Raw genomic sequence first — 20853 nt, 5'->3', positions numbered from 1 at the left:
CCCCAGTAGACTGACAGCTCACAGTCCGAATCGGGAGACTCTCGTGGCGCTCGTTGTGCAAAAGTACGGTGGTTCGTCCGTCGCCGACGCGTCCTGCATCAAGCGGGTCGCGCAGCGGATCGTCGCGACGAAAAAAGCCGGCAACGACGTCGTCGTCATCGTCTCAGCGATGGGCGACACGACGGACGAACTGCTCGACCTGGCCGAGCAGGTGTCGCCGCTGCCCCCGGGCCGCGAGCTCGACATGCTGCTGACCTCCGGCGAGCGCATCTCGATGGCCCTGCTGGCGATGGCGATCGCCAACCTGGGCCACGAGGCGCGGTCGTTCACGGGCTCGCAGGCGGGCGTGATCACCGACTCCACGCACGGCAAGGCGCGCATCATCGACGTGACGCCGAGCCGCATCCGCGAGGCGCTCGACCTCGGCCACATCGCGATCGTGGCCGGGTTCCAGGGCGTCTCGCAGGACACCAAGGACATCACCACGCTGGGCCGGGGCGGCTCCGACACGACCGCGGTGGCGCTCGCGGCGGCTCTGCAGGCCGACGTGTGCGAGATCTACACCGACGTGGACGGCATCTTCACCGCCGACCCGCGCATCGTGCCCCCGGCACGCAAGATCCCCAGGATCTCGTACGACGAGATGATGGAGATGGCGGCCTGCGGGGCCAAGATCCTCCACCTGCGGTGCGTCGAGTACGCGCGCCGGTTCGACCTGCCGATCCACGTCCGCAGTTCGTTCAGCACCAAGGAAGGCACCTGGGTCGTCTCCGACCCTTACACCGAAGGAACCGAGATGGAGCAGCCGATCATCTCCGGCGTCGCGCACGACCGGAGCGAGGCCAAGATCACCGTTGTCGGGGTGCCCGACAAGGTCGGCGAGGCTGCCGCGATCTTCAAAACTCTGGCCGACGCCGAGATCAACATTGACATGATCGTGCAGAACGTCTCGGCCGCGGCGACGGGCCGCACCGACATCTCCTTCACGCTGCCCACGGCCGACAGCTCGACCGCGTTGACGGCGCTGAAGAAGATCCAGGGTGACATCGCCTACGAGTCGCTGCTGTTCGACGACCAGATCGGCAAGGTTTCGCTGATCGGCGCGGGCATGCGGTCGCACCCCGGCGTCACCGCGACGTTCTTCGCGGCGCTCGCCGACGCGGGGGTCAACATCGAGATGATCTCCACCTCGGAGATCCGCATCTCAGTGGTCGTCGGCCAGGACGGCGTCGACGCGGCCGTGGCGGCCGCGCACAGCGCCTTCGACCTCGACGCCGACCAGGTCGAAGCCGTGGTGTACGGAGGTACCGGACGATGAGCAGGCCCAACCTCGCCCTGATCGGCGCCACCGGCGCCGTGGGCACCGTCATGCGCGACATCGTGTCGACCCGTGACGACATCTGGGGCGAGATCCGTCTCGTCGCCTCCCCGCGCTCCGCGGGCAAGACGCTGAAGGTGCGCGGCGAGGACGTCGTCGTCCAGGCCCTCGCGCCCGAGGTGTTCGACGGCATCGACATCGCCATCTTCGACGTCCCGGACGAGGTGGCGGCCGAGTGGGTGCCGATCGCGGCCCAGCGCGGCGCCATCGCGATCGACAAGTCCGGCACGTTCCGCATGGAGCCGGACGTCCCGCTGGTCGTGCCCGAGGTCAACCCGCAGGACGCGCGTCAGCGCCCCCGGGGCATCATCTCCACGCCCAACTGCACCACGCTGTCGATGATGGCGGCCATGGGCGCCCTGCACGCCGAGTACGGCCTGCAGGAGCTCGTCGTCGCGTCGTACCAGGCGGTCTCGGGCGCGGGCGTGGCGGGCCCGGCCCGGCTGTACGACGAGGTCGAGGCGCTGGCCGGCGACCGCTCCATCGGCCAGACGGCCGGCGACGTGCGCAAGGTCCTGGCCAACAAGCTGCCCGGCGACTCGCCGTTCCCGGCGCCCATCGCGTTCAACGTGGTGCCGTGGGCGGGCTCGCTGAAGGACGGCGGCTGGGCCTCCGAGGAGATCAAGCTCCGCAACGAGTCCCGCAAGATCCTCGGCATCCCCGGCCTCAAGGTCTCCGCGACCTGCGTCCGGGTGCCCGTGGTGACCACGCACTCGCTGGCCGTCCACGCCCGCTTCGAGCGGGAGATCACGGTCGCCGACGCCCACCGGGTGCTGGAGGCGGCGCCGACCGTGGTGCTCATGGACGACCCGGCCAACGGGGTCTACCCGACGCCGCTGGACGTGGTCGGCAACGACCCCACCTATGTGGGGCGGATCCGGCAGGCGATCGACTTCCCCAACACGCTCGACCTGTTCGTGTGCGGCGACAACCTGCGCAAGGGCGCCGCCCTCAACGCGGCGGAGATCGCCGAGCTGGTCGCGCGCGAGCTGTAGGGCCGGCTCCGCTCGTCGGGCCGCGGCTCCTGGCCGCGGCCCGTCGAGGTTTTCTGCGGCTCCTCACACCCGTTCGTGGGCGTGGCGCACAGGGCCGTGGGCGTGTGCTGCCGCGGGCCGTGGGCGTGTGTGCGGTGCCGGGTCTTCGGATGGCGCTGCGCGTGCGGGCTCAGTACGCGTGCACGCTCAGTACGCGTACCGGTGCGGTGGCGCGTGTGGACCAGTGGGTGGCGCGGTGGCGCCGGATGCTGGTGTGGTGGCCCGGGTTCTGCCGGGCGGGGAACGTTCGTCGGTGTGACCGGATGGAAGGCGTCCCCTGGTCGCGCGGTGGAGCCGTCAGCGGAACAGGATGTCCCAGTGGTCCGGCTCGTCGGCGAAGATGGTGCCGGCCTCCGAGCGGTACAGAGGCGAGCCGTCGCCCCGGGTCTCGGTGCGCGGGTAGTGGTCGGTGATGTACCGGTCGATGCAGCGGTTGTGTGCGATGTCGAGCTTGTAGCCGGCGCCGTGGCTGTAGCGGCCGGGCGCGTGGCCCACCTCGGTGCCGCCGGTCACCGTGATCCGGCAGTCGCTCTCCTCCTTGAGCTCGATGATCCGGCTGATCGTCCCGGTTCGGACCGACTCCAGCGACGTACAGGTGAAGACCTGCCGGTTCGTGCAGTGTCCGGAGGACTTGTAGCGCATCCCCGCCTCCTCCAGGAAGCCGGCGGCGAGGTCGTGCGACATCCGCACCATCGGCGCGTTGCGGGCGCGGACCTGCTCCAGGTCCGGCGTCTGCGATGCCCGGTGCTTGGCGGAGCCCCGTCGCGGGAGGCTGACGGAGTACGACCTGATGATCACTGGCGGTGCCATCCGCTGCTCCCCGTCACCTGTCATGGGAGCGGCCGCAGCAGCGGACGCCAGCGCGATTATGGAGATCTCAATGCCGAGGAACGCGGCCAGCAGAGGCCGCACTCTTCCACGTATCCACATGTCGGTGCCTTTTCGCGGAAATAGCCCTTCCGCCTGAAAACATCAATCCCATGCTTCACACCGGATAACTCCCGTCGCTGAGGGATTTTGCCTTGTGGCGGCGATCACCGTGCGGCTCCATGACCTGACCCGGTACGAACCCGTAAAGTGACCAGCGTGTCCGAAGCCCGAAACCGAGGATCGGAGAGCACCCGAGAGGTCATCGTCGAGACGGCATTGCGACTGTTCCGGGAGCGCGGCTTCGACGCGACGACCATGCGCGCCATCGCGACCGAGGCCGGGGTGTCCGTGGGTAACGCCTACTACTACTTCGAGAGCAAGGAGGCGTTGATCCAGGCGTACTACGACCGCGCCCAGACCGAGCACGAGGTCGCCTGCCGCGAGCTGCTCGACACGGAGACCTCCTTCGCCGCGCGGCTCAGCGGCGTGCTGCGCGAGTGGGTGCGCGTGTCGGAGCCGTACCACGAGTTCGCGGTGAAGTTCTTCAAGCACGCGGCGGAGCCCACCAACCCGCTGAGCCCGTTCAGCGCGCAGACCTCGCCGGCGCGTGAGGCGTCGATCGCCATCTACCGGCAGGTCGTCGAGGGCTCGCGCGACCGCATGAACCAGGACCTGCGCGAGGAGCTGCCCGAGCTGCTGTGGCTGCTGTCGATGGGCATGGTGCTGTTCTGGGTGCACGACACCTCGCCCGGCTGTGAGCGCACGTACCGGCTGATCGACGTGACCGTGCCGCTGGTGGACCGGCTGGTGGGGCTGTCGCACCTACCGGGGCTGCGGGGGATCACCAAGGACTTCATCGCGGCGGTGCACGAGCTGCGGGCGTGAGCCTCTCCGCGACGGCATACCGCCCGGTTGGTATGGTCGCCGGAACACGGATGCCGAGCCGGAGGCCGCGATGACGGAGCAGACCACTCAGCACACGACGGGGCACACGACCGGGCAGACCACCCAGCAGGGCTGGGGCATGACCCTTCCCTTCCAGGATCGCTCGCTGGCGGAGTCGCGCGAGCTGGTCGAGGGGCTGCCCGCCCTCGGCTACACCGATGTCTGGTCGGCCGAGGTGAGCGGGGTTGACGGGTTCGTGCCGCTGGCGCTGACCGCCCAGTGGGCGCCCCAGGTGCGGCTGGGCACGGCGATCGTGCCCGTCTCGACGCGCGGGCCGGGCCTGCTGGCCATGTCCGCCGCCACGCTGGCCGACCTGGCGCCCGGCCGGTTCGTGCTCGGCATCGGGTCGTCCTCGCCGGCGATCGTCGAGCGCTGGAACGCGGGCACGTTCGCCAAGCCGTACGCCCGGACCCGGGACACCCTGCGCTTCCTCAGGAGGGCGCTGGCGGGCGAGAAGGTGACCGAGACGTACGAGACGTTCGAGATCAGCGGGTTCAAGCTGGAGCGTGCACCCGTGGAGCCGCCCAGGATCGTGCTGGCGGCGCTGCGGCCCCGCATGCTGCGGCTGGCGGCCGAGGAGGCGGACGGGGCCATCACGAACTGGCTCTCGCCCGAGGACGTCCAGAAGGTGCGCGCCGAGATCGGGCCGGACACGGAGCTGATCGCGCGGCTGTTCGTGTGCGTGAGCGAGGACGCGGACCGGGTGCGGGCGCTGGCCCGCCGGATGCTCGCCGCGTATCTGACCGTGCCGGTGTACGCGGCCTTCCACGAGTGGCTGGGACGTGGCGAGGTGCTGCGGCCCATGCGCGAGGCATGGGCGGCGGGCGACCGGCAGGCGGCGCTCAAGGCTATCCCCGACGAGGTGGTGGACGCGCTGGTGGTGCACGGGGACGCGGCGACGTGCCGGGCCCGGATCCGCGAGTACGTGGCCAACGGGCTGGACACGCCCGTCCTCGCGCCCGTCCCCGGCGGTGAGGTGCCGCTGGAGCAGGCCGTACGGGATCTCGCCCCCACCGCCTGACCTCCCGGGGAACTCCGGGCGCCGGCTAACGCGTTATGTCGTGAGAGGCCGGGGTAGAGGGGGCGCATGATGGCGAAAGCAGCACGGGCCGCAGCGGCCTGGCGGGTGTACCGGGACGTCAAGAAGCCCGGCACCCCCGGCGTGATGGCGCGCCTGCGGGCGATCCCGCGACTGATCGGCGCGGTGATGAGCGGCCGGTACGCGGGCATGGGCAAGGGCAAGCTGGCCATGATGGGCCTCGGCGTGCTCTACCTGATCTCCCCGATCGATCTCGTGCCGGACTTCCTCGTCCTGATCGGCGTCGCGGACGACTTCGGGGTCTTCCTCTGGCTGATGGCGTCCCTGCTCGGCGAGAGCGGCCGCTACCTCGACCACGAGCGCAAGGTCGTGCACGGCACGCTCGACGCCTAGACGAGCGGGTCCGGAGTCGGCTAGATCTCCTCCATGCGGAGCCAGGCGCGTGACGGCAGCGGGTGTCCGAACAGCCGGGCCGCGTTGCCGTACGCGACCCTGGCGATGTCGGCGGGTGACAGCGCTCCCAGATTGTGCGCGACGGACTGCTGCGTGTCGGGCCACGTCGAGTCGGAGTGCGGGTAGCCGCTCTCCTGGAGCACGTGGTCGAGCCCGACCGCCAGCCGTACCCCCGACAGCGCGTGGTCGTTCAGCGTGCCGAAGAAGAAGTTGCGGCGCAGCACCTCGCTGGGCTTGAGGCCGCCGTCCCACTGCGCCTCGCCCGCCACGGGGTGGTCGAGCGCGTAGTCGGCCCGCTCGGCGAGCAGCGGCAGCCAGCCCACGCCGCCCTCGACGATGAGGATGCGCAGGTTGGGGAAGCGCAACGGCACGCCGGACCACAGCCAGTCGGCGCAGGCGAACATCGCGCTCGTCGGGATCAGCGTGGTGATGGCCTCGATGGGCGTGTCGGGCGAGGGCACGGGCGACCAGCTCGACGCCCCGGTGTGCAGGGCGACGACCGTGCCGGTCTCCTCGCAGGCGGCGAAGAACGGGTCCCAGTGGCCGCTGTGGATCGACGGCAGCCGCAGCCGCGTCGGGAACTCGGGGAACACCACGGCCTTGAACCCGCGTGAGGCGTTGGCCCGGATCTCCTTGGCGGCGACGTCGGGGTCCGGCAGCCAGGGCAGTTGCAGGCCGATGATCCGCTCGGGGTAGGTGCCGGCCCAGACGTCGATGTGCCAGTCGTTCCACGCGCGGACGAGGGCGAGGCCGAGCTCCTGGTCGCGGGTCTTGGCGAACGGCATGCCGGCCTGGTTGGCCAGCATGCCGGGGAAGCACAGGGCCGCCCAGACACCGGCCAGGTCCATGTCCTCGATGCGCGCCTCGATGTCGTGGCAGCCGGGGCGCATGCTCTCGAAGCGGATGGGGTCCAGGGTCCACTGCTCGCGGGGGAGGCCGGCGCCGACGTCCATGCCCGCGCACGGGTAGGTGGCGCCGCCGTAGCGCCAGACCTGGTGACCGGCCTCCGTCTCCACGACCTTGGGCGCGACTTCGGCATATTTCTCCGCGAGCCGGCCCTCGAAGAGGTCAGGGGGCTCGATCAGGTGATCGTCGGCGGAGATGATCACATAGTCGCGCCGCCTCGGATCCGGATCGGGGAGCAGCGGCGTAGTCACGCAGGTAACCGTACGACGGCGGGATAACGTCGAACAAGCTGCGACGTCTCCGTTGGATATCCACCGCGGCTCCGCCGGACGCCCGGCACGGCCCGGTCCCCGGGGCCCGGGACCGCCTGGAGGGGGATGACGGACGATCCCGGACCGTGCGGGGCCCGCTCCGTGAGGGTGCCGCTCACGCGAACCCCGGTGCGCCCCCTACCCACCGGAGATCGACTCAGTCCGGCTCGCCGGGCCGGCCGCGGGATCGTCCGGGGAGCCGGCGCCTTCGCGGCTCCTCAGGTCGGCCGCCTCGCGCCGGATCAGCAGGATCCAGCCGCCGATGGCCACGCCGATGAACAGCCACCACTGCACGCCGTAGGCCAGGTTGAGGCCGCCTCCGGCGCCCACGTCCGGCGCGGGGACGGGCTCGGGCGCGGGGTCGGTGGCCGGTTTCTGCTGCGTGAGCTCGACGTATCCGTCCACCAGCCGGTACGGCACGCCCTTGCCGATCGAGGCCGCGTTGATGAGCAGGACCTGGCCGGGCGGCAGGCCGGGGCGGTCCTTGATGCCGCTGGACTCCTCGGTCTCGCTCAGCCGTAGCCGTCCGGTGACAGTTACCTGACCTGCCGGTGGCGGGGGCACGTCCGGCGGGGTGTCGGCGGTCGCGCCGGCCTTCACCCAGCCGCGGTTGACGATCACGGCCCGGCCGTCGCCCAGCACCAGGGGCGTGAGCACGTAGAAGCCCGCCCGGCCGTCCTGGGGGCGCCGGCGCACCGCCAGCCCGTGGGCGGCGTCGTAGGTGCCGGCCGCGGTCACGGTGCGGTAGCGGTCGGACTCCTTGACGCTCTGGCCGGCCAGGCTCTCCAGCGGCACCGGCGCGGCCTCGATGTTGGCGGTGACCTGGTGGCTGTTGGCCGAGCGCTCCTCGAACCGTCCGAACTGCCAGCGTCCCAGGAACACGAAGGCGGGGATCACGAGCAGCACCACGACGTGGAGCGCGACCCAGCGGGGCGTCAGCAGGAACCGGTACACCCTTCAAGGGTAGGCACCGCCCCCCGTGCCTCCTCACCTGCCTGGCCTCGCCTCGCGCGACGCGACGGGGGCGCACCGTACCCCATCCGCCGTGGCGCGGGCGTGACCTTATCGCAATCTGGTCGAAACCCTTACCGAAAGCCGGTTCATCGCGTACGGTCGTGATTCGTGCCGCGCGGCCCGCACGGGAACCGCGGACTCCCCTCAGCCGAGCCCCCCGAGAGGCCCTCCAGCAGCCCCATGACCGTGCTTGCCGCGCCCCCCGAAGGGCACGTGTTCGAGCTGCCCAAGCTCGCCGCCCTGCTCCGCCACGCCGTTCCGCGGGTGGTCGAGGGCATGATCCTCCCGGTCGCCGTCTTCTACGTGGGCCTGGTCGTCTCCGGGTTCGCCGGCGGCGTGGTGGTGGCCGTGGCCTGGGTGTACGGCGGAGTGCTCTACCGGCTCGTCCGGGGCAGGAGCGTGCCGGGCGCGGTGCTGCTGGCCGCCGGCATGGTGACCGTGCGGGCGGTGCTGGCGTTGCTGGCGGACAGCCCGGTGCTGTTCTTCCTCCAGCCGACCCTGGGCGTGTTCTGCGCGAGCGCGGGCTTCCTGGGGACCGCGCGGGTGCGCAGGCCGCTGGCCCGGCGGGTGGCGGAGGACCTCGTGCCGCTGCCGGCGCATGTGATGGAGGAGCCGGTCATGCGGCGCTTCTTCACGCGTCAGTCGCTCGTCTGGGGCTGCGCCCAGCTCGGCAACGCGACGCTGAGCCTGTGGCTGCTGCTGAGCCAGACGATCGAGACGTACCTGCTCGTCCGGACGTCGGCGGTCGCGGTGCTGCTGTCGGGGGCGGCGCTGCTGACGCTGCTGGACTTCCGTCGCTGCCTGCGCGCCCTCCGCCCGGCCCCCTGAGCCGCGAAAGGCCGCTCCACCTCCTGAGCCGCGAACGGCCGCTTCACCTCCTGGGTCGCCGAGGCCGCGCGGCTAGGCCGTCCGGAGGCGGGTCCCCGGGCCGGGCAGGGCGGTGACCTGGCGGGGGCCCTCGACGTCGTGACCCTCCTCGCAGCGCAGGTGCAGCTCGATCGCGGCGCCGCAGTCGCGGTGCGTCAGCAGGACCGGGGGGCCGCCGGCGTCGGCGAGGTACGTGTCGCCCCAGTGCATGAGCGCCACCAGCAGCGGATAGAGGTCGCGGCCCTTGTCGGTCAGCCGGTACTCGTCGCGCTGGCGCTGGCCGGGCTCGCGGTACGGCTCCTTCCGCAACAGGCCCTCCTCGACCAGCCGGGCGAGCCGGGCGCTCAGGACTTGACGGGGTGCGCCGGTGGCGGCCTGCATGTCGGCGAAGCGGCGTACCCCTCGGAACGCCTCACGCAGCACCAGGAACGTCCATTTCTCCCCGACGACTTCCAGGGTGCGCTCGATGGAGCAGTTTTCAACCCGGAAAGGCAGGATCATGCGTCATATCATACCTGAGTTCAATTGACAGACTCAGACGTCACGCGGGAAGCTGAGTCCATGTTGGGAACTCAGATCCGTCCCGCCCGCCCCGACGACGTGGAGCGGATCGGGCGCTTCCTGTCCGGGCTCTCCCTGCAGACCCGGACGCTGCGCTTCTTCACCGGCTTCAGCCGGCCGGCCGCGAGCATGGTGCGCACGCTCCTCGCGCTGGACGAGCGGCGGGACGCCCTGGTGGCCACGCTCGACGGCGAGATCATCGGCCACGCCATGAGCTACCGGGGCGGCACGGCCGACGTGGAGATCGCCGTGGTGGTGACCGACCAGTGGCAGGGCCTCGGGCTCGGGCCGCGGCTGATCGACACGCTGCTGCTCAGGGCCGCCGTACGCGGCGCGACGACGGTCGGGATGGACGTCCTGGGGGAGAACCGGCGGGCGCTGAGGATGATCCGCAGGCAGTGGCCCGACGCCACGATGAAGGTCGCTTCCGGGTCCGTCGAGGTGACGGCTATGATCAATCGGACGCCCGTATTTGCGGAATAACGTTCTGGTGCCTCACCATTGACAACGTGAAGAGTGCCAAGAACGGACGCGACGGGCGTACCCGGATCATCGAGGGAGCCCTGCGCCGATTCAGCCAGGACGGGGTCTCGGCCACCACGCTGGCCAGCCTCCGCGAGGAGAGCGGCGTCAGCGTCGGCAGCTTCTACCACCACTTCGCCAGCAAGGAGCACGTCTTCGGCGTCCTGTACGCCGAGATCCTTGAGGCCTACCAGGAGGCGTTCATCGCCGAGCTGGAGAAGCACGAGTCCGCCCGCGACGGCATCGAGGCCGTCGTCGCCCTCCACATGCGCTGGGCGGGCGAGCACCCCGAGCGCGCCAGGCTCCTCGTGAGCGAGCGCCCGCCGCGCAAGCACGAGCCGGGCGGCGCCGAGGTCGCCGAGCAGCGCAGGGCCTTCTTCCGCCGTGTCTCCGACTGGTGGCGGCCGCACATGCACAACGGCCTGCTCCAGCCCGTGCACCCGACCATGTGCTACGTCCTGTGGCTCGGCCCGGCGCAGGAGATGTGCCGGCTGTGGTTCGCCGGCGCCCATACGCCGACGGACGAGGAGATCAGGGGGCTGGGCGAGGCCGCCTGGCAGAGCCTGCGCCAGCGCGCCGAGAGCTGATCGGGCAGGGAGCGCAGCAGATCTCAGGCGACCTGGCGGACCCGGGTGGCCACCCGCCAGCACGCCTTGTCGAGTGAGATGTCGAGTCGCAGGTCGCCGCGCTGCCTGCGCAGGCCGGGCACCCGCACGCGGGCGTGCACGTCGTACCGCCCCCTGTGCGGGTAGCCGAAGCCGAGCTCGCCGGGCAGCACCCGGAGGTCGTCGCGGTTGCCGCAGCGCGGGCAGGTCCACGACACCAGGTCCAGGCCGCGGTTGTAGTCGGAGCAGGCGCGGAAGTACTCGTCAGGCACGAACCGGGACTCGCAGGCCAGGCACGGGATGAGCATGGGTTCCGCTCCTCTTTCGAACGGCGAGCTGGGTCCCTAAGAGATATCGCGCCCGGCTTGTCCCGCGCTTGCAGAACGCTTGGGTATCTCGGTCACAGTACGGTCACTGTGGGTATCGGATCATGCGCGGGCCTTTGCGATGAAAGGATGGACCCTGTGGAACTGGCACGACTGCGCGACCACCTGCTGGAGAACGGCTACACGATCGACGGCGTCCGCGACCGCCTGGGTGACGTGGCGGCCTCGGCGCTGGCGCGTGAGGAGCTGGTTCCGGCGCTGCGCGCGACGGCGGACGGCGATCCGCTGGGCACGCTGATCAGGCTGTGGTGGCTCGGTGTGCCGGTTCCGGCCGACCGGCTGCCGGCGGTGGTGCGCGAGTGCGGGCTGGTCGGCGCGGACGGCGGCGCCGGCGACGGCATGGTGCGGGCCGAGGTGCATCTCCAGCCGTGGGAGACCGGCGGTTACGTGGTCTCCGACCGCAAGGTGCGGCCCGGCGACCCGGCCCTGCGCGCCGGCCACGTGGTGGGCGCGGGCGGCGCCTCCGCGAACCTCGCCCAGCTCGCCACCCGCCGCCCCGTGGGCCGGGCCCTGGATCTCGGCACGGGCTGCGGCGTGCAGGTGCTGCACCTGGCGGACCGGGCCGGGGAGATCACCGCCACGGACGTCAACCCGCGCGCCGTCGAGCTGGCGCGGCTGAGCTGGGAGCTGTCGGGGATCACGGGCGTGGACGCCCGCACGGGGTCGATGTTCGAGCCGGTCGAGGACGAGCTGTTCGACCTGGTCGTGTCCAACCCGCCGTTCGTCATCTCGCCCGGTGGCCACCTGACGTACCGCGAGACGGGCGGCGACGGCGACGACTTCTGCCGTGACCTCGTACGGCAGGCGCCCCGCCACCTCAGCCCCGGTGGACAGGCGCACTTCCTGGCCAACTGGATGCACGTCGAGGGCGATGACTGGCGCGACCGCGTGGGCGGCTGGCTGGCGGGCACCGGCTGCGACGCCTGGGTGGTGGAGCGCGACGTCCAGGACCCCGCCGAGTACGTCGAGCTGTGGCTGCGCGACGCGGCCGAGCAGGGCACCCCCGGCTACACGGAGCACTACGACCGCTGGCTGTCGTGGTTCGACGAGCGGAAGGTGGAGGCGGTCGGCTTCGGCTGGATCTCCATGCGCAACTCCGGCACGCTCGACCCCGTCGTACGCCTGGAGCGGCTCACCCACCAGGTCTCGCTGCCGGTGGGCGACTACGTCGACGGCGTGCTCGACGCCATCGCGACGGCCCACCGCGTCGAGGACCTCCAGACGGCGCGGCTGCGCACGGCCGAGGGACTGCTGGACGAGCGCGTCGGACTGCCGGGGGCCGAGGACCCGATGCGGATCGTGCTGCGCCAGACGGACGGCCTGCGCCGCAGCCGGGAGGTCGGCACGGTGGAGGCGGCGCTGGCCGGGGTGTGCGACGGGGAGCTGGCGCTGGGCCCGCTGCTCAACGTGATCGCCGAGCTGGTCGGCGACGGCCAGGTGCTGGGCGCCGACTCCCTTCGCCCCCTCATCGCCGAGGGCTACTTCACGCTCTGACTCCGCGAGTCACAACGGCGTTGACCGGTGCGGCAATCCGGTGTTGATCCGATGTTGAGCCCTCCGGTGGAGGCTCTGGAGCACGACACCGGCCCCGGGGGGTTCGAGGCCGGTGCCGGGTCCGGCCGGTCGTCTGTGTGAGGCGGCTGGCCGTCGCGCGGAGCAACCCGACATCCGGGCCCCCTGGCGACGCGCGGCGACCGAGATGGCCGGCCGGGCTGCACCACTCCTCAGACGAACGGTCACGGGGGCTCGTGACTCCCTAAGGACAGCCTTGATCAACCATGTGTGGATGACACGACTGGACGACACGCTGTACTCAGGACTCGACGAGGGGCCCGTCGACGGCCTCGACCACGGAGGCGGGGGCGGCGGCGGAGTCCAGGAGGGCCTTGAGGTCTCCGGCCTCGGGAGCGCCGAGCCTGGAGAAGATGTCGAAGGCCTGCCGTAGGCAGTCGGTGCTGCGCGTGGTGCTGCCCAGGCCCTTGAGCGCCTTGCCCAGCACGGCCAGCGAAAGCGCCTCGCCGTACGGGTGGCCGATCTCCCGCGACACGACCAGCGCCTGCTCGGCGTGGCGCACGGCCTCCGGGTAGCGCTTGGCGGCGATGAAGGTCTCGGCCAGCCGCGAGCACACCCGCTGCTCCCACACGCGCTGCTTGCTCGCCCGGAAGAACGCCAGGCACTCGGCGTGGTGGTGGACGGCCTCGGTGAGGCGGCCGACGCGGGACAGCACGATGCCGAGGTGGTAGCGGGCACGGGCGGTGCCGGCGCCGCTGCCGATCTCCGTGAAGATCGCCAGGCCCTTCTCGGCGGCGGCGATCGCGTCCTCCGGCCGGTTGAGGCCGAGATGGTCGCGCGCGGAGTAGCTGAGCACCAGCGCCTCGCCGGCGGGCACGCCGCTCTCCCGGTACCAGCGCATGGCCGAGTCGAACCACGACAGGGCCTCGGTGTGGCGCCGCTGCCGCCCGACGACGACGGCGAGCGCGTTCTTGACCTCGCCGGTGACGATCTTCTCGCCGCGCTCCACGGACAGCTCGTGGACCGTCCTGAACTGCTCCTCGGCCTCCGTCAGCCGGTTGCCGGCGAACAGCACCCGGCCGAGCACGTAGCGGGAGCGCAGCTCGCTGCCGGCGTCGCCGATCCGCAGCGCCGCGGCCAGGACCGCCCGGGTGCCGTGGTCGAACTCGCGGGTGTGGGTGCCCGACTCCATCAGCGGCTCCATGGCCACGAGCAGGTCGGCCGCGGGCAGCAGCTCCTCGGCGGTACGCGAGTCGGACGCCGCCTGGTTGATCGCGGCGAACAGCGAGTCACCCTCGGCGATCAGCCAGGCCACGGCCTCGTCGGCCGCCCCGAACGCCCGGCCCGTGCCGACCACCACGAGGTTGTCGGCGATCATGCTGCCCTCGTAGGCCAGCCGGTGCGCCGACTGGGCCGAGGCCAGGTAGAAGCCGAGCAGCCGGCGCAGCGCCAGCGTCTTGGCCTGCTGCCGCTCGGTCCTGTCGAGGATGCGCCGGGCGAACAGCTTCAGCAGGTCGTGGAAGCGGTAGCGGCCCGGCGCGGGCGCCTCCAGCAGGCTGGCGTCGACCAGCGACTCCAGCAGGTCCTCGGCCTCGAACGGGCTCAGCGACAGCACCGCGGCGGCGGCGCCGGCGGAGATGTCGGGGCCGTTGGGCAGCGACAGCAGCCGGAACGCGCGCTGCTGGGCGGGGTCGAGCTGGCCGTAGCCGAGGGCGAACGTGGCCTCCACGGCGAGGTTGCCGACGCGGAGCTCGTCGAGGCGGCGCTGCTCGTCGGCGAGCCGGGGAACGAGCGAGGCGACCGTCCAGGACGGCCGGGCGGCCAGCCGCGCCGCGACGATCCGCACGGCCAGCGGCAGGAACCCGCACGCGGCCACCACGTCCATGGCCGCCGCGTGCTCGGCGGCGACCCGCTCCGGCCCGGCCACGGACGCGAACAGCGACAGCGCCTCGTCCGGCTCCATCACGTCGAGGTCGAACAGCCGCGCCCCCGGCAGGTCGGCCAGCTTGACCCGGCTGGTGACGATGGCGGCGCAGCCGGGCGATCCCGGCAACAGCGGGATGACCTGCTCGGCGTCTCGGGCGTTGTCGAGCAGGACGAGGATGCGGCGGTCGGCCAGCAGCGACCGGAACAGCGCTGACCGCTCGGCCGGCACCTCGGGGATCACGTCGGGCGGGATGCCGAGCGCCCGCAGGAACGCGCCCAGAGCCGACTCGGGCGCGGTCGCCTCGCCGGTGTAGCCGCGCAGGTCGGCGTAGAGCTGTCCGTCGGGGAAGAGGTCGTCGGCGGCGTGGGCCACGTGGACGGCCAGCGTGGTCTTGCCGACGCCGCCGATGCCGCAGATCACGGCCACCGGCACGCCTTCGGCCGTGTGCGACGAGAGCGCGCCCGTGTGCGATCCGAGCATCGTGCGCAGCCGCCTGGAGATCTCCTTGCGGCCGGTGAAGTCGCTCACCGTGGCCGGGAGCTGCGCCGGGCGGGGCAGCTCGTGGACCGGCTCCTCCTCGCGCGGCTCCGGCTCCTCCGGGGGCTCCGGGGCGACCGCGACGGCCGGCTGAGCGGCGGCGGCGAGCGACGGGTCGGCGGCCAGGATGCGCTGGTGCAGCGCGGACAGGTCGGGGCCGGGCTCGATGCCCAGCTCGTCGATCAGGGCATGGCGGGTCTCGGTGAAGACGGCCAGCGCGTCGCCCTGCCGCCCGCACCGGTACAGCGCCAGCATGAGCTGGGCCCGCAGCCGCTCGCGCAGCGGGTGGTCGGCGGTCAGCGCGATCAGCTCGGACACCACGTCGGCGTGGCGGCCCAGCTCCAGGTCCACGTCCATGAGCGTCTCGATGGCGCTCAGCCGGCACTCGACGAGGCGGTCGCGCTGGTGCTCGGCGTAGGGGCCGACGGCGCCGGCCAGCGGCTCGCCCTCGAACAGGGCGAGGGCGGCGCGCAGCGCCCCGGCCGCGGCGGAGGGCCGCCCGGCCTTGCGGGCCGTCTCCGCCTCGTGCAGGCCGCGCTCGAAGCGGACGAGATCGAGCGCGCCGTCGGACAGGCGCAGCGCGTAGCCGCGTCCCACCGAGGTGAGGATCTCGGGGCGCGACCGGGCGGGCCGGTCGGGTTCGAGGACCGTGCGCAGCCGGGAGACGTACGTGCGCAGGGCGCCGAGGGCTCTGGGCGGCGAGTCGTCCCCCCAGACGGCGTCGATCATCTCGGCGGGGGTGACCGCGCGGCCCTCGCGGAGGAGCAGCATGCCGAGAATGGACCGCTGCAGGGGCGTGCCCAGGTCGAGTTCCTCGCCATCACGCCACGCGCGCACGGGACCGAGCACGGCGAACCGCAGGCCGCCTTCGACGCTCTGACCAGCCATGCCGTATGTCTCCAGGGCAATGGAACGATTTGTTACCAAATCATAGAGCGAACCTTGCCTGACACATAGGCATGCCCCTCTGCCGGGAAAACTTCCGGCGCATCGCGATCTTCGCCGAAAGGGGCTCTAGCGGGATTCTCTTCGTATTTTCGGGTTAAGGCGTTGATTCGGTGTTGATCGGGCGTTGAGTACCGGAGCGGATGCTGAGCAGCAAGTGAGGCATGGCCCCGGAACGAAGCGGGGGCGGTCATGCCTCCCGGAACGGAATACGGGCCCCGCCCTGATCACCCGGGCGGGGCCTTGGCGGACATGGTTTCTACGCGGCCTCCACCAGCCCGAGTCTTCGCGCCAGCCGTTCACGGACGGCCGGCCACTCGGAGTGGAGGATCGAATAGAACGCCGTATCTCGGACCGTGTCGTCGGCGCCCCGGCTTTCCGCTCGCCGCACCCCGTCGAAGTGTGCGCCGAGAGCCTCGATGGCGGCCCTGGATCGGACGTTGCGTACGTCAGCCTTGAGCGTGATGCGGTGGACGTTCCAGGTCTCGAAGGCGTGTGAGAGCAGCAGGAACTTGCTCTCCCGGTTGACACCCGTGCCCTGGGCGGAGGCGCCCAGCCAGGTGTAGCCGATGTCCGCCACGGACGGGACCTCGCCCACCACGCTCTGTGCGCCCGGAGGCCAGGGCATGGGGCCCTGCCAGTACTCCAGGTTCATGAGACGGGTGGCACCGATCAGTCGATCGGTGTGCAGCCACCGGATGGCGAAGGGCAGCGTGCGGCCCTCCGCCTGCTCAGCCAGCGCGGCCTCCACGTAGGAGACCATCTCGTCCCGGCCGTTCGGGACGCGAGTGAAGGCATAGGTGGAGCGGTCTTCACTCGCCGCGGCGACGAGGTCGTCGATCGCCGCGGGGCTGAGAGGTTCCAGGCGCACGAGGCGCCCGGACAGGGTGACAAGAGCGGGCATGAGCACATGATGAGGGCTGACCGGGCCCGTTGTGACCAGGCCGCGAGCACCTTCTTCGGCGGGTTTCGGGCAACATGGTGTTTGCCCAGGTCAGCGGGGGGATTCCGGGTTTCGGACGGGCCCGCTGGGCGAAGATTTCGCCTAACCGTGACATGCGGTCGGCACGAGCGCCGGCCGTCGTTCACGCGCCGCCTCCGGGCGGCCCTTCGCGAGCCCCGACAGGCCGTCCGAGAGCTGGTCCAGGGCGGCCGAGATCCACGGCAGCGTGACGGGGTTCGGGGCGTCCAGGGCGGCCAGCCGCTGCTCGGCCGTCTCGCCGTACAGGAGGCTGACCGCGACGCGCACGCGGGCGGCGGAGGGGTCGTCGCCGAACGCGTGACCGGGCAGGACGCCGATGCCGTGCTCCTCCAGCAGCAGGCGGGTGACGGCGGCCGAGCCGCCGAGGCGGAGGTGGCCGAGGTCCGGGTAGAGGTAGAAGCCGCCCTGCGGCTCCGGCGTCCGGGCGCCGACCGCGGCGAAGCGGGCGTGGACCGCCCGCGCGACCGCGCCGTGCAGGCGGCGGCTCAGCGCGACGCGTTCGGCCAGCTCGGGCGGCTCGGTGAACGCCCAGGCCGCCGCCTGCTGCACCGGCGCGGCCGGTGAGGACCAGATCTCGCTGGCCACGGCGAGCAGCCTCTCGCGCAGGTCGTGCGCGTTCTCGGGCAGCCGCGTCACGCCGATCCGCCAGCCGCCCAGCGCGAGGCTCTTGCTCAGCCCGGTGGTCACGACCGTGCGCTCGGGCGCGAGGTCGGCGGGCGAGGTGTAGGGCGGGGCGGGGTCGTGCATCAGGTCGCGGTAGATCTCGTCGGAGATGATCACGAGGTCCAGCTCGCGGGCCACGCCCACCAGACGGCCGATGGTCTCGGCGGTGGCGAGGCGGCCGGTCGGGTTGTCCGGCAGCGTCACGAGGAGGGAGCTCACGGTACGGCCCCGCGCGCGGGCGTGGCGGACCGCCTCGGCGACCCGGCCGGGGTCCGGCACGCCGCCCTCGCCGGCGGGCGGGGGCACCAGGATGGATCGGGAGCCGACGAGGTCCGCCTGCGCGGCGTAGCTGACCCAGCTCGGCGCGGGCAGGACGATGTCGCCGCCGATCGCGAGGAGCAGGGCGTACAGGAGGGGCTTGCTGCCCGGTCCGCAGACGACCAGGTCGGGGTCGGTGGGGAGTTCGCGCCGGGCCCAGTAGCCCGCCGCGGCGGCGCGCAGCTCGGGGGCGCCCGCGACGGGGCCGTAGCCGTTGCGGCCGGACGCGGCGACCAGCCGGTCGCGCAGCGCCGGGTGGACGGGCAGACCTGCCTCCCCGAAAGCCAGGTGCAGCACGCGCTCCCCGGCGCGCCGTCTTCGCTCGATGTCCTCGTTGGCCGCCAGTGTGGCGGAGAGGGTGATGCTCATGTTTGTCACGTTCCCAGCCTGCTTAAAGTATTGCATCAGGACAAGCGAGGCTTTTTGTGGGTAGGCGAAAGAAGGTCCGATGCTCGATTTGCGGCGGCTGACGTTGATCTGCGAGTTCGCTCGACGGGGCAGCATCGCCGCCACCGCCGCGTCGCTCGGCTACAGCCCGTCGGCGGTCTCGCAGCAACTCGTCGCCCTGGAGCGCGAGACCGGCACGGCCCTGCTCGACCGGACCGCGCGCAGCGCCGAGCTGACCGACGCGGGCCGCCGGCTGGTGGCGCACGCCGAGCGCATCCTGTCCATGGTGGAGGAGGCGGAGTCGGACCTGTCCGCGCACGCGGGCACGCCCTCGGGGCGGGTCGTGGTGACGGCCTTCCCGACGGGTGCCGTGGCGTTCGCGCCCGCGCTCGCCCGCTCGCTGCGCCGCCACACCGAGCTGACCCTCCGGCTTCGGCAGAGCCGCTCCGGCCGGGGCATGCGTGAGGTGCAGTCGGGCGAGGTGGACATCGCGCTGGTCGACGACTGGTACGGCCGCGCGCGCGACAGCGAGCACCTGCGCGTCTTCCCGCTGCTGCGCGACCCGCTCGTGCTGGTGGTGCCGCGCAAGCACCGGCTGGCCGACCCGGACGTGCCGATCGACCTGCGCGAGCTGCGCGACGAGCCGTGGATGGCCACCCCGGACGGCGAGCCGTCGCGGCTGGCCGTGGACCGGCTCCTCTCCGACGTGGGCGGCACGCGGCCGACGCCGTGGGAGTTCGAGGGGCTGGGCGCGATCCTGTCGCTGGTGGCCAAGGGGCTGGGCATCGCCGCCGTGCCGGCGCTCGCGCTCGCGGCGGGGGTACGGGGGGTGGCGGTGCGCCAGTTCCCGGGCGACCCGGTGGGGCGGGAGATCCACGCGGTCGCCCGCGGATCGAGCGTCCACCGGCCGTCGGTGTCGGTGACGCTGCGGGCCGTGCACGTGGCGGCCCGCTACATCGCCGCCGACCTGGACCCGATACGGCTCGCCGACCGGTAGCGTGTGCGGCTATGCCGCCGACGTACGACATCGAGCGCCTCCTGCTCTCCCAGCCCAGCGTCAGCACGGTGGCCGGAGTGGACGAGGTGGGCCGGGGCGCCTGGGCCGGGCCCGTGACCGTCTGCGCGGTCGTCACCGACCTGTCCGAGCCGCCCGCCGGGCTGACCGACTCCAAGCAGCTCACGGCCGCCCGGCGCGAGGCGCTGGCCGCCGAGCTGCCGTCGTGGGCCGCGGGCATCGGCTACGGCGAGGCCACGCACGAGGAGATCGACGCGCTGGGCATGACCGAGGCGCTGCGCCGGGCCGCCCGCCGCGCCCTCGACGCCCTCCCGGTACGGCCGGGCGCGGTCATCCTCGACGGCTCCCACGACTACATCGGCCCGCCCTGGCCGGTGCGCCTGGAGGTCAGGGGCGACGCGGCCAGCGTCTCGGTGGCCGCCGCGTCGGTGCTGGCCAAGGTGCGGCGCGACGCGCACATGGCGACGCTCGGCTGCGACGACTACGGCTTCGCCGACAACGCCGGCTACCCCTCGCCCGTGCACCAGGAGGCGCTGGCCCGGCTCGGGCCCACCGAGCACCACCGCATGTCCTGGTCCTACCTCGACGACCTGCCGCAGTGGCGCCACCTCAAGCGCCACCGCGATCCGGCGGCGAGCGAGGGCCAGGTCAGCCTGTTCGGATAGGGAGGTCCGGTGCGCGTCGGCGTCTTCCTGGTGGCGGCCGGTTTCCCCGGGCGGGACCCGGGGCGGGTGCTGGCCGACACGGTCGAGCTGGTGGTGGCGGCCGAGGAGGCCGGGTTCGACGACGCCTGGATCGCCGAGCACCACTTCATGACGTACGGGGTGTGCCCGTCGGCGACGACGCTGGCCGCCGTGGCCGTCGGGCGCACCTCGCGGATCGGCCTGGGCACCGCGGTGAGCGTGCTGTCCACCTGGCATCCCGTGGCGCTGGCCGAGCAGGCGGCCATGCTGCACCACCTGTCGGGCGGCCGGTTCACGCTGGGGGTCGGGCGGGGCGGGCCGTGGGTGGACCTGGAGGTGTTCGGGACCGGGCCGGAGCGGTTCGAGCGCGGGTTCCGGGAGTCGCTGGACCTGCTCGTACGGGCGCTGTCGGGTGGCCGGGTGTCGGCCGAGGGGGAGTTCTTCCGGTTCCGGGAGGTGGCCATGGTGCCCGCGGCGACGCTGCGGCCGGTGGTGGCCTGCACGTCGGAGGCGACGCTGGCGCTGGCCGCCGAACGGGGGCTGCCGATGCTGCTCGGGATGCACGTGGACGACCGGGAGAAGGCCGCCGCCGTGGCCGCGTACGACGCCCTGCGTGAGCACCGGCCGGGGGAGGCCGGGCATGTGGCGGCGGCCGTGGGGCATGTGGCGGACTCGACGCGGCAGGCCGTCCGGGAGCTCAGGGAGGCGATGCCGCGCTGGCTGGAGCCCGGCCTGGCGGGCTACCTGCCGGTGGACGGGCGGCCCAGGCCCCGCCGGGACGTGGCCGCGTACGCCGGCTTCCTGACCCGGGTGCATCCGGTCGGGTCGGCGGACCGGTGCGTGGAGGCGATCCTCGGCACGGCCGAGACCACGGGGGTGCGGCGGCTGATCCTCATGGTCGAGGGGATCGGCGACCACCGGCGGGCCGTGGAGAACGTCCGCCGCCTGGGCGCCGAGGTGCTGCCCCGCGTCCGGGCGGCGACCCTGTGATCC

The 20853-nt window shown here is 72.3% G+C and carries 20 protein-coding genes; 12 read left to right on the top strand and 8 right to left on the bottom strand.

Going from position 1 to position 20853, the window contains the following annotated elements; genetic code table 11:
* Positions 1 to 43 precede the first annotated feature (43 nt).
* Both ACIBG4_RS10590 and ACIBG4_RS10585 read left to right on the top strand, forming a co-directional pair.
* The gene (locus ACIBG4_RS10590) at positions 44 to 1318 is read left to right on the top strand and encodes an aspartate kinase (protein WP_310707835.1); all 1275 of its coding nucleotides are present in this window, start codon (positions 44 to 46) and stop codon (positions 1316 to 1318) included.
* Positions 1315 to 2373, top strand: a complete 1059-nt coding sequence (locus ACIBG4_RS10585) for an aspartate-semialdehyde dehydrogenase (protein WP_355447904.1) — start codon at positions 1315 to 1317, stop codon at positions 2371 to 2373. Before ACIBG4_RS10590 ends, ACIBG4_RS10585 begins: the two co-directional genes overlap by 4 nt.
* A gap of 336 nt (positions 2374 to 2709) precedes the next feature.
* Here ACIBG4_RS10585 and ACIBG4_RS10580 read toward each other — a convergent pair whose 3' ends face one another.
* Positions 2710 to 3222 (bottom strand): hypothetical protein, encoded by a 513-nt coding sequence (locus ACIBG4_RS10580; RefSeq protein WP_397201594.1) that lies wholly within the window; start codon positions 3220 to 3222, stop codon positions 2710 to 2712.
* 276 nt (positions 3223 to 3498) lie between these two features.
* On the opposite strand from ACIBG4_RS10580, the gene ACIBG4_RS10575 reads away from it, so the two are divergent.
* The 3 genes from ACIBG4_RS10575 (at position 3499) to ACIBG4_RS10565 (ending at position 5659) form a co-directional block, all read left to right on the top strand.
* Positions 3499 to 4167: a TetR family transcriptional regulator gene (locus ACIBG4_RS10575; RefSeq protein ID WP_310707838.1), complete on the top strand. Its 669-nt coding sequence runs from the start codon at positions 3499 to 3501 to the stop codon at positions 4165 to 4167.
* A gap of 139 nt (positions 4168 to 4306) precedes the next feature.
* Positions 4307 to 5248: an LLM class F420-dependent oxidoreductase gene (locus tag ACIBG4_RS10570; protein WP_355447952.1), complete on the top strand. Its 942-nt coding sequence runs from the start codon at positions 4307 to 4309 to the stop codon at positions 5246 to 5248.
* Positions 5249 to 5314: 66 nt separating this feature from the next.
* Positions 5315 to 5659 carry a YkvA family protein gene (locus ACIBG4_RS10565; RefSeq protein ID WP_310707840.1) on the top strand — a complete coding sequence of 115 codons (345 nt, stop codon included), beginning with the start codon at positions 5315 to 5317 and terminating at the stop codon, positions 5657 to 5659.
* 20 nt (positions 5660 to 5679) lie between these two features.
* On the opposite strand, the gene ACIBG4_RS10560 is transcribed toward ACIBG4_RS10565, so the two are convergent.
* Together ACIBG4_RS10560 and ACIBG4_RS10555 are read right to left on the bottom strand one after the other, a co-directional pair.
* Positions 5680 to 6876 carry an amidohydrolase family protein gene (locus tag ACIBG4_RS10560; RefSeq protein ID WP_397201593.1) on the bottom strand — a complete coding sequence of 399 codons (1197 nt, stop codon included), beginning with the start codon at positions 6874 to 6876 and terminating at the stop codon, positions 5680 to 5682.
* 198 nt (positions 6877 to 7074) lie between these two features.
* Positions 7075 to 7890, bottom strand: a complete 816-nt coding sequence (locus tag ACIBG4_RS10555; RefSeq protein ID WP_397201592.1) for an SURF1 family protein — start codon at positions 7888 to 7890, stop codon at positions 7075 to 7077.
* A gap of 240 nt (positions 7891 to 8130) precedes the next feature.
* On the opposite strand from ACIBG4_RS10555, the gene ACIBG4_RS10550 reads away from it, so the two are divergent.
* The gene (locus ACIBG4_RS10550; RefSeq protein WP_397201591.1) at positions 8131 to 8778 is read left to right on the top strand and encodes a VC0807 family protein; all 648 of its coding nucleotides are present in this window, start codon (positions 8131 to 8133) and stop codon (positions 8776 to 8778) included.
* Between the two features lie 72 nt (positions 8779 to 8850).
* Here the strand turns inward: ACIBG4_RS10550 and ACIBG4_RS10545 are convergent, their stop codons facing one another.
* Entirely contained in the window at positions 8851 to 9318 is a 468-nt protein-coding gene (locus tag ACIBG4_RS10545) for a winged helix-turn-helix transcriptional regulator (protein WP_397201590.1), read from the bottom strand.
* A gap of 60 nt (positions 9319 to 9378) precedes the next feature.
* Between ACIBG4_RS10545 and ACIBG4_RS10540 the strand changes: the two genes are divergently transcribed.
* Entirely contained in the window at positions 9379 to 9861 is a 483-nt protein-coding gene (locus ACIBG4_RS10540; protein ID WP_397201589.1) for a GNAT family N-acetyltransferase, read from the top strand.
* Positions 9862 to 9887: 26 nt separating this feature from the next.
* Positions 9888 to 10487 carry a TetR/AcrR family transcriptional regulator gene (locus ACIBG4_RS10535; RefSeq protein WP_397201588.1) on the top strand — a complete coding sequence of 200 codons (600 nt, stop codon included), beginning with the start codon at positions 9888 to 9890 and terminating at the stop codon, positions 10485 to 10487.
* A gap of 23 nt (positions 10488 to 10510) precedes the next feature.
* On the opposite strand, the gene ACIBG4_RS10530 is transcribed toward ACIBG4_RS10535, so the two are convergent.
* Positions 10511 to 10813 carry a hypothetical protein gene (locus tag ACIBG4_RS10530; RefSeq protein WP_310707847.1) on the bottom strand — a complete coding sequence of 101 codons (303 nt, stop codon included), beginning with the start codon at positions 10811 to 10813 and terminating at the stop codon, positions 10511 to 10513.
* A gap of 147 nt (positions 10814 to 10960) precedes the next feature.
* Here ACIBG4_RS10530 and ACIBG4_RS10525 point away from each other — a divergent pair, with 147 nt between their 5' ends.
* Entirely contained in the window at positions 10961 to 12385 is a 1425-nt protein-coding gene (locus ACIBG4_RS10525) for a methyltransferase (RefSeq protein WP_397201587.1), read from the top strand.
* Positions 12386 to 12704: 319 nt separating this feature from the next.
* On the opposite strand, the gene ACIBG4_RS10520 is transcribed toward ACIBG4_RS10525, so the two are convergent.
* The 3 genes from ACIBG4_RS10520 to ACIBG4_RS10510 form a co-directional block, all read right to left on the bottom strand.
* Entirely contained in the window at positions 12705 to 15755 is a 3051-nt protein-coding gene (locus ACIBG4_RS10520; protein WP_397201586.1) for an AfsR/SARP family transcriptional regulator, read from the bottom strand.
* A 316-nt stretch (positions 15756 to 16071) separates the two neighbouring features.
* A complete protein-coding gene (locus tag ACIBG4_RS10515) occupies positions 16072 to 16716 on the bottom strand; it encodes a GNAT family protein (RefSeq protein ID WP_310707850.1) in 645 nt (214 codons plus the stop codon).
* A gap of 141 nt (positions 16717 to 16857) precedes the next feature.
* Positions 16858 to 18144 carry a pyridoxal phosphate-dependent aminotransferase gene (locus tag ACIBG4_RS10510; RefSeq protein ID WP_397201585.1) on the bottom strand — a complete coding sequence of 429 codons (1287 nt, stop codon included), beginning with the start codon at positions 18142 to 18144 and terminating at the stop codon, positions 16858 to 16860.
* Positions 18145 to 18223: 79 nt separating this feature from the next.
* Here ACIBG4_RS10510 and ACIBG4_RS10505 point away from each other — a divergent pair, with 79 nt between their 5' ends.
* From ACIBG4_RS10505 to ACIBG4_RS10495, 3 genes are read left to right on the top strand one after another with little or no spacing between them, the layout of a single operon-like run.
* The gene (locus ACIBG4_RS10505; protein ID WP_310707852.1) at positions 18224 to 19159 is read left to right on the top strand and encodes a LysR family transcriptional regulator; all 936 of its coding nucleotides are present in this window, start codon (positions 18224 to 18226) and stop codon (positions 19157 to 19159) included.
* A gap of 11 nt (positions 19160 to 19170) precedes the next feature.
* Positions 19171 to 19842, top strand: a complete 672-nt coding sequence (locus ACIBG4_RS10500) for a ribonuclease HII (protein ID WP_397201584.1) — start codon at positions 19171 to 19173, stop codon at positions 19840 to 19842.
* A 9-nt stretch (positions 19843 to 19851) separates the two neighbouring features.
* Entirely contained in the window at positions 19852 to 20850 is a 999-nt protein-coding gene (locus tag ACIBG4_RS10495; RefSeq protein ID WP_397201583.1) for an LLM class flavin-dependent oxidoreductase, read from the top strand.
* Positions 20851 to 20853 lie beyond the last annotated feature (3 nt).

Source organism: Nonomuraea sp. NPDC050383, assembly GCF_044459125.1.
In the GTDB taxonomy this organism is placed as follows: Bacteria; Actinomycetota; Actinomycetes; order Streptosporangiales; family Streptosporangiaceae; genus Nonomuraea.
This window is presented reverse-complemented; position numbering and strand designations above follow the sequence as displayed.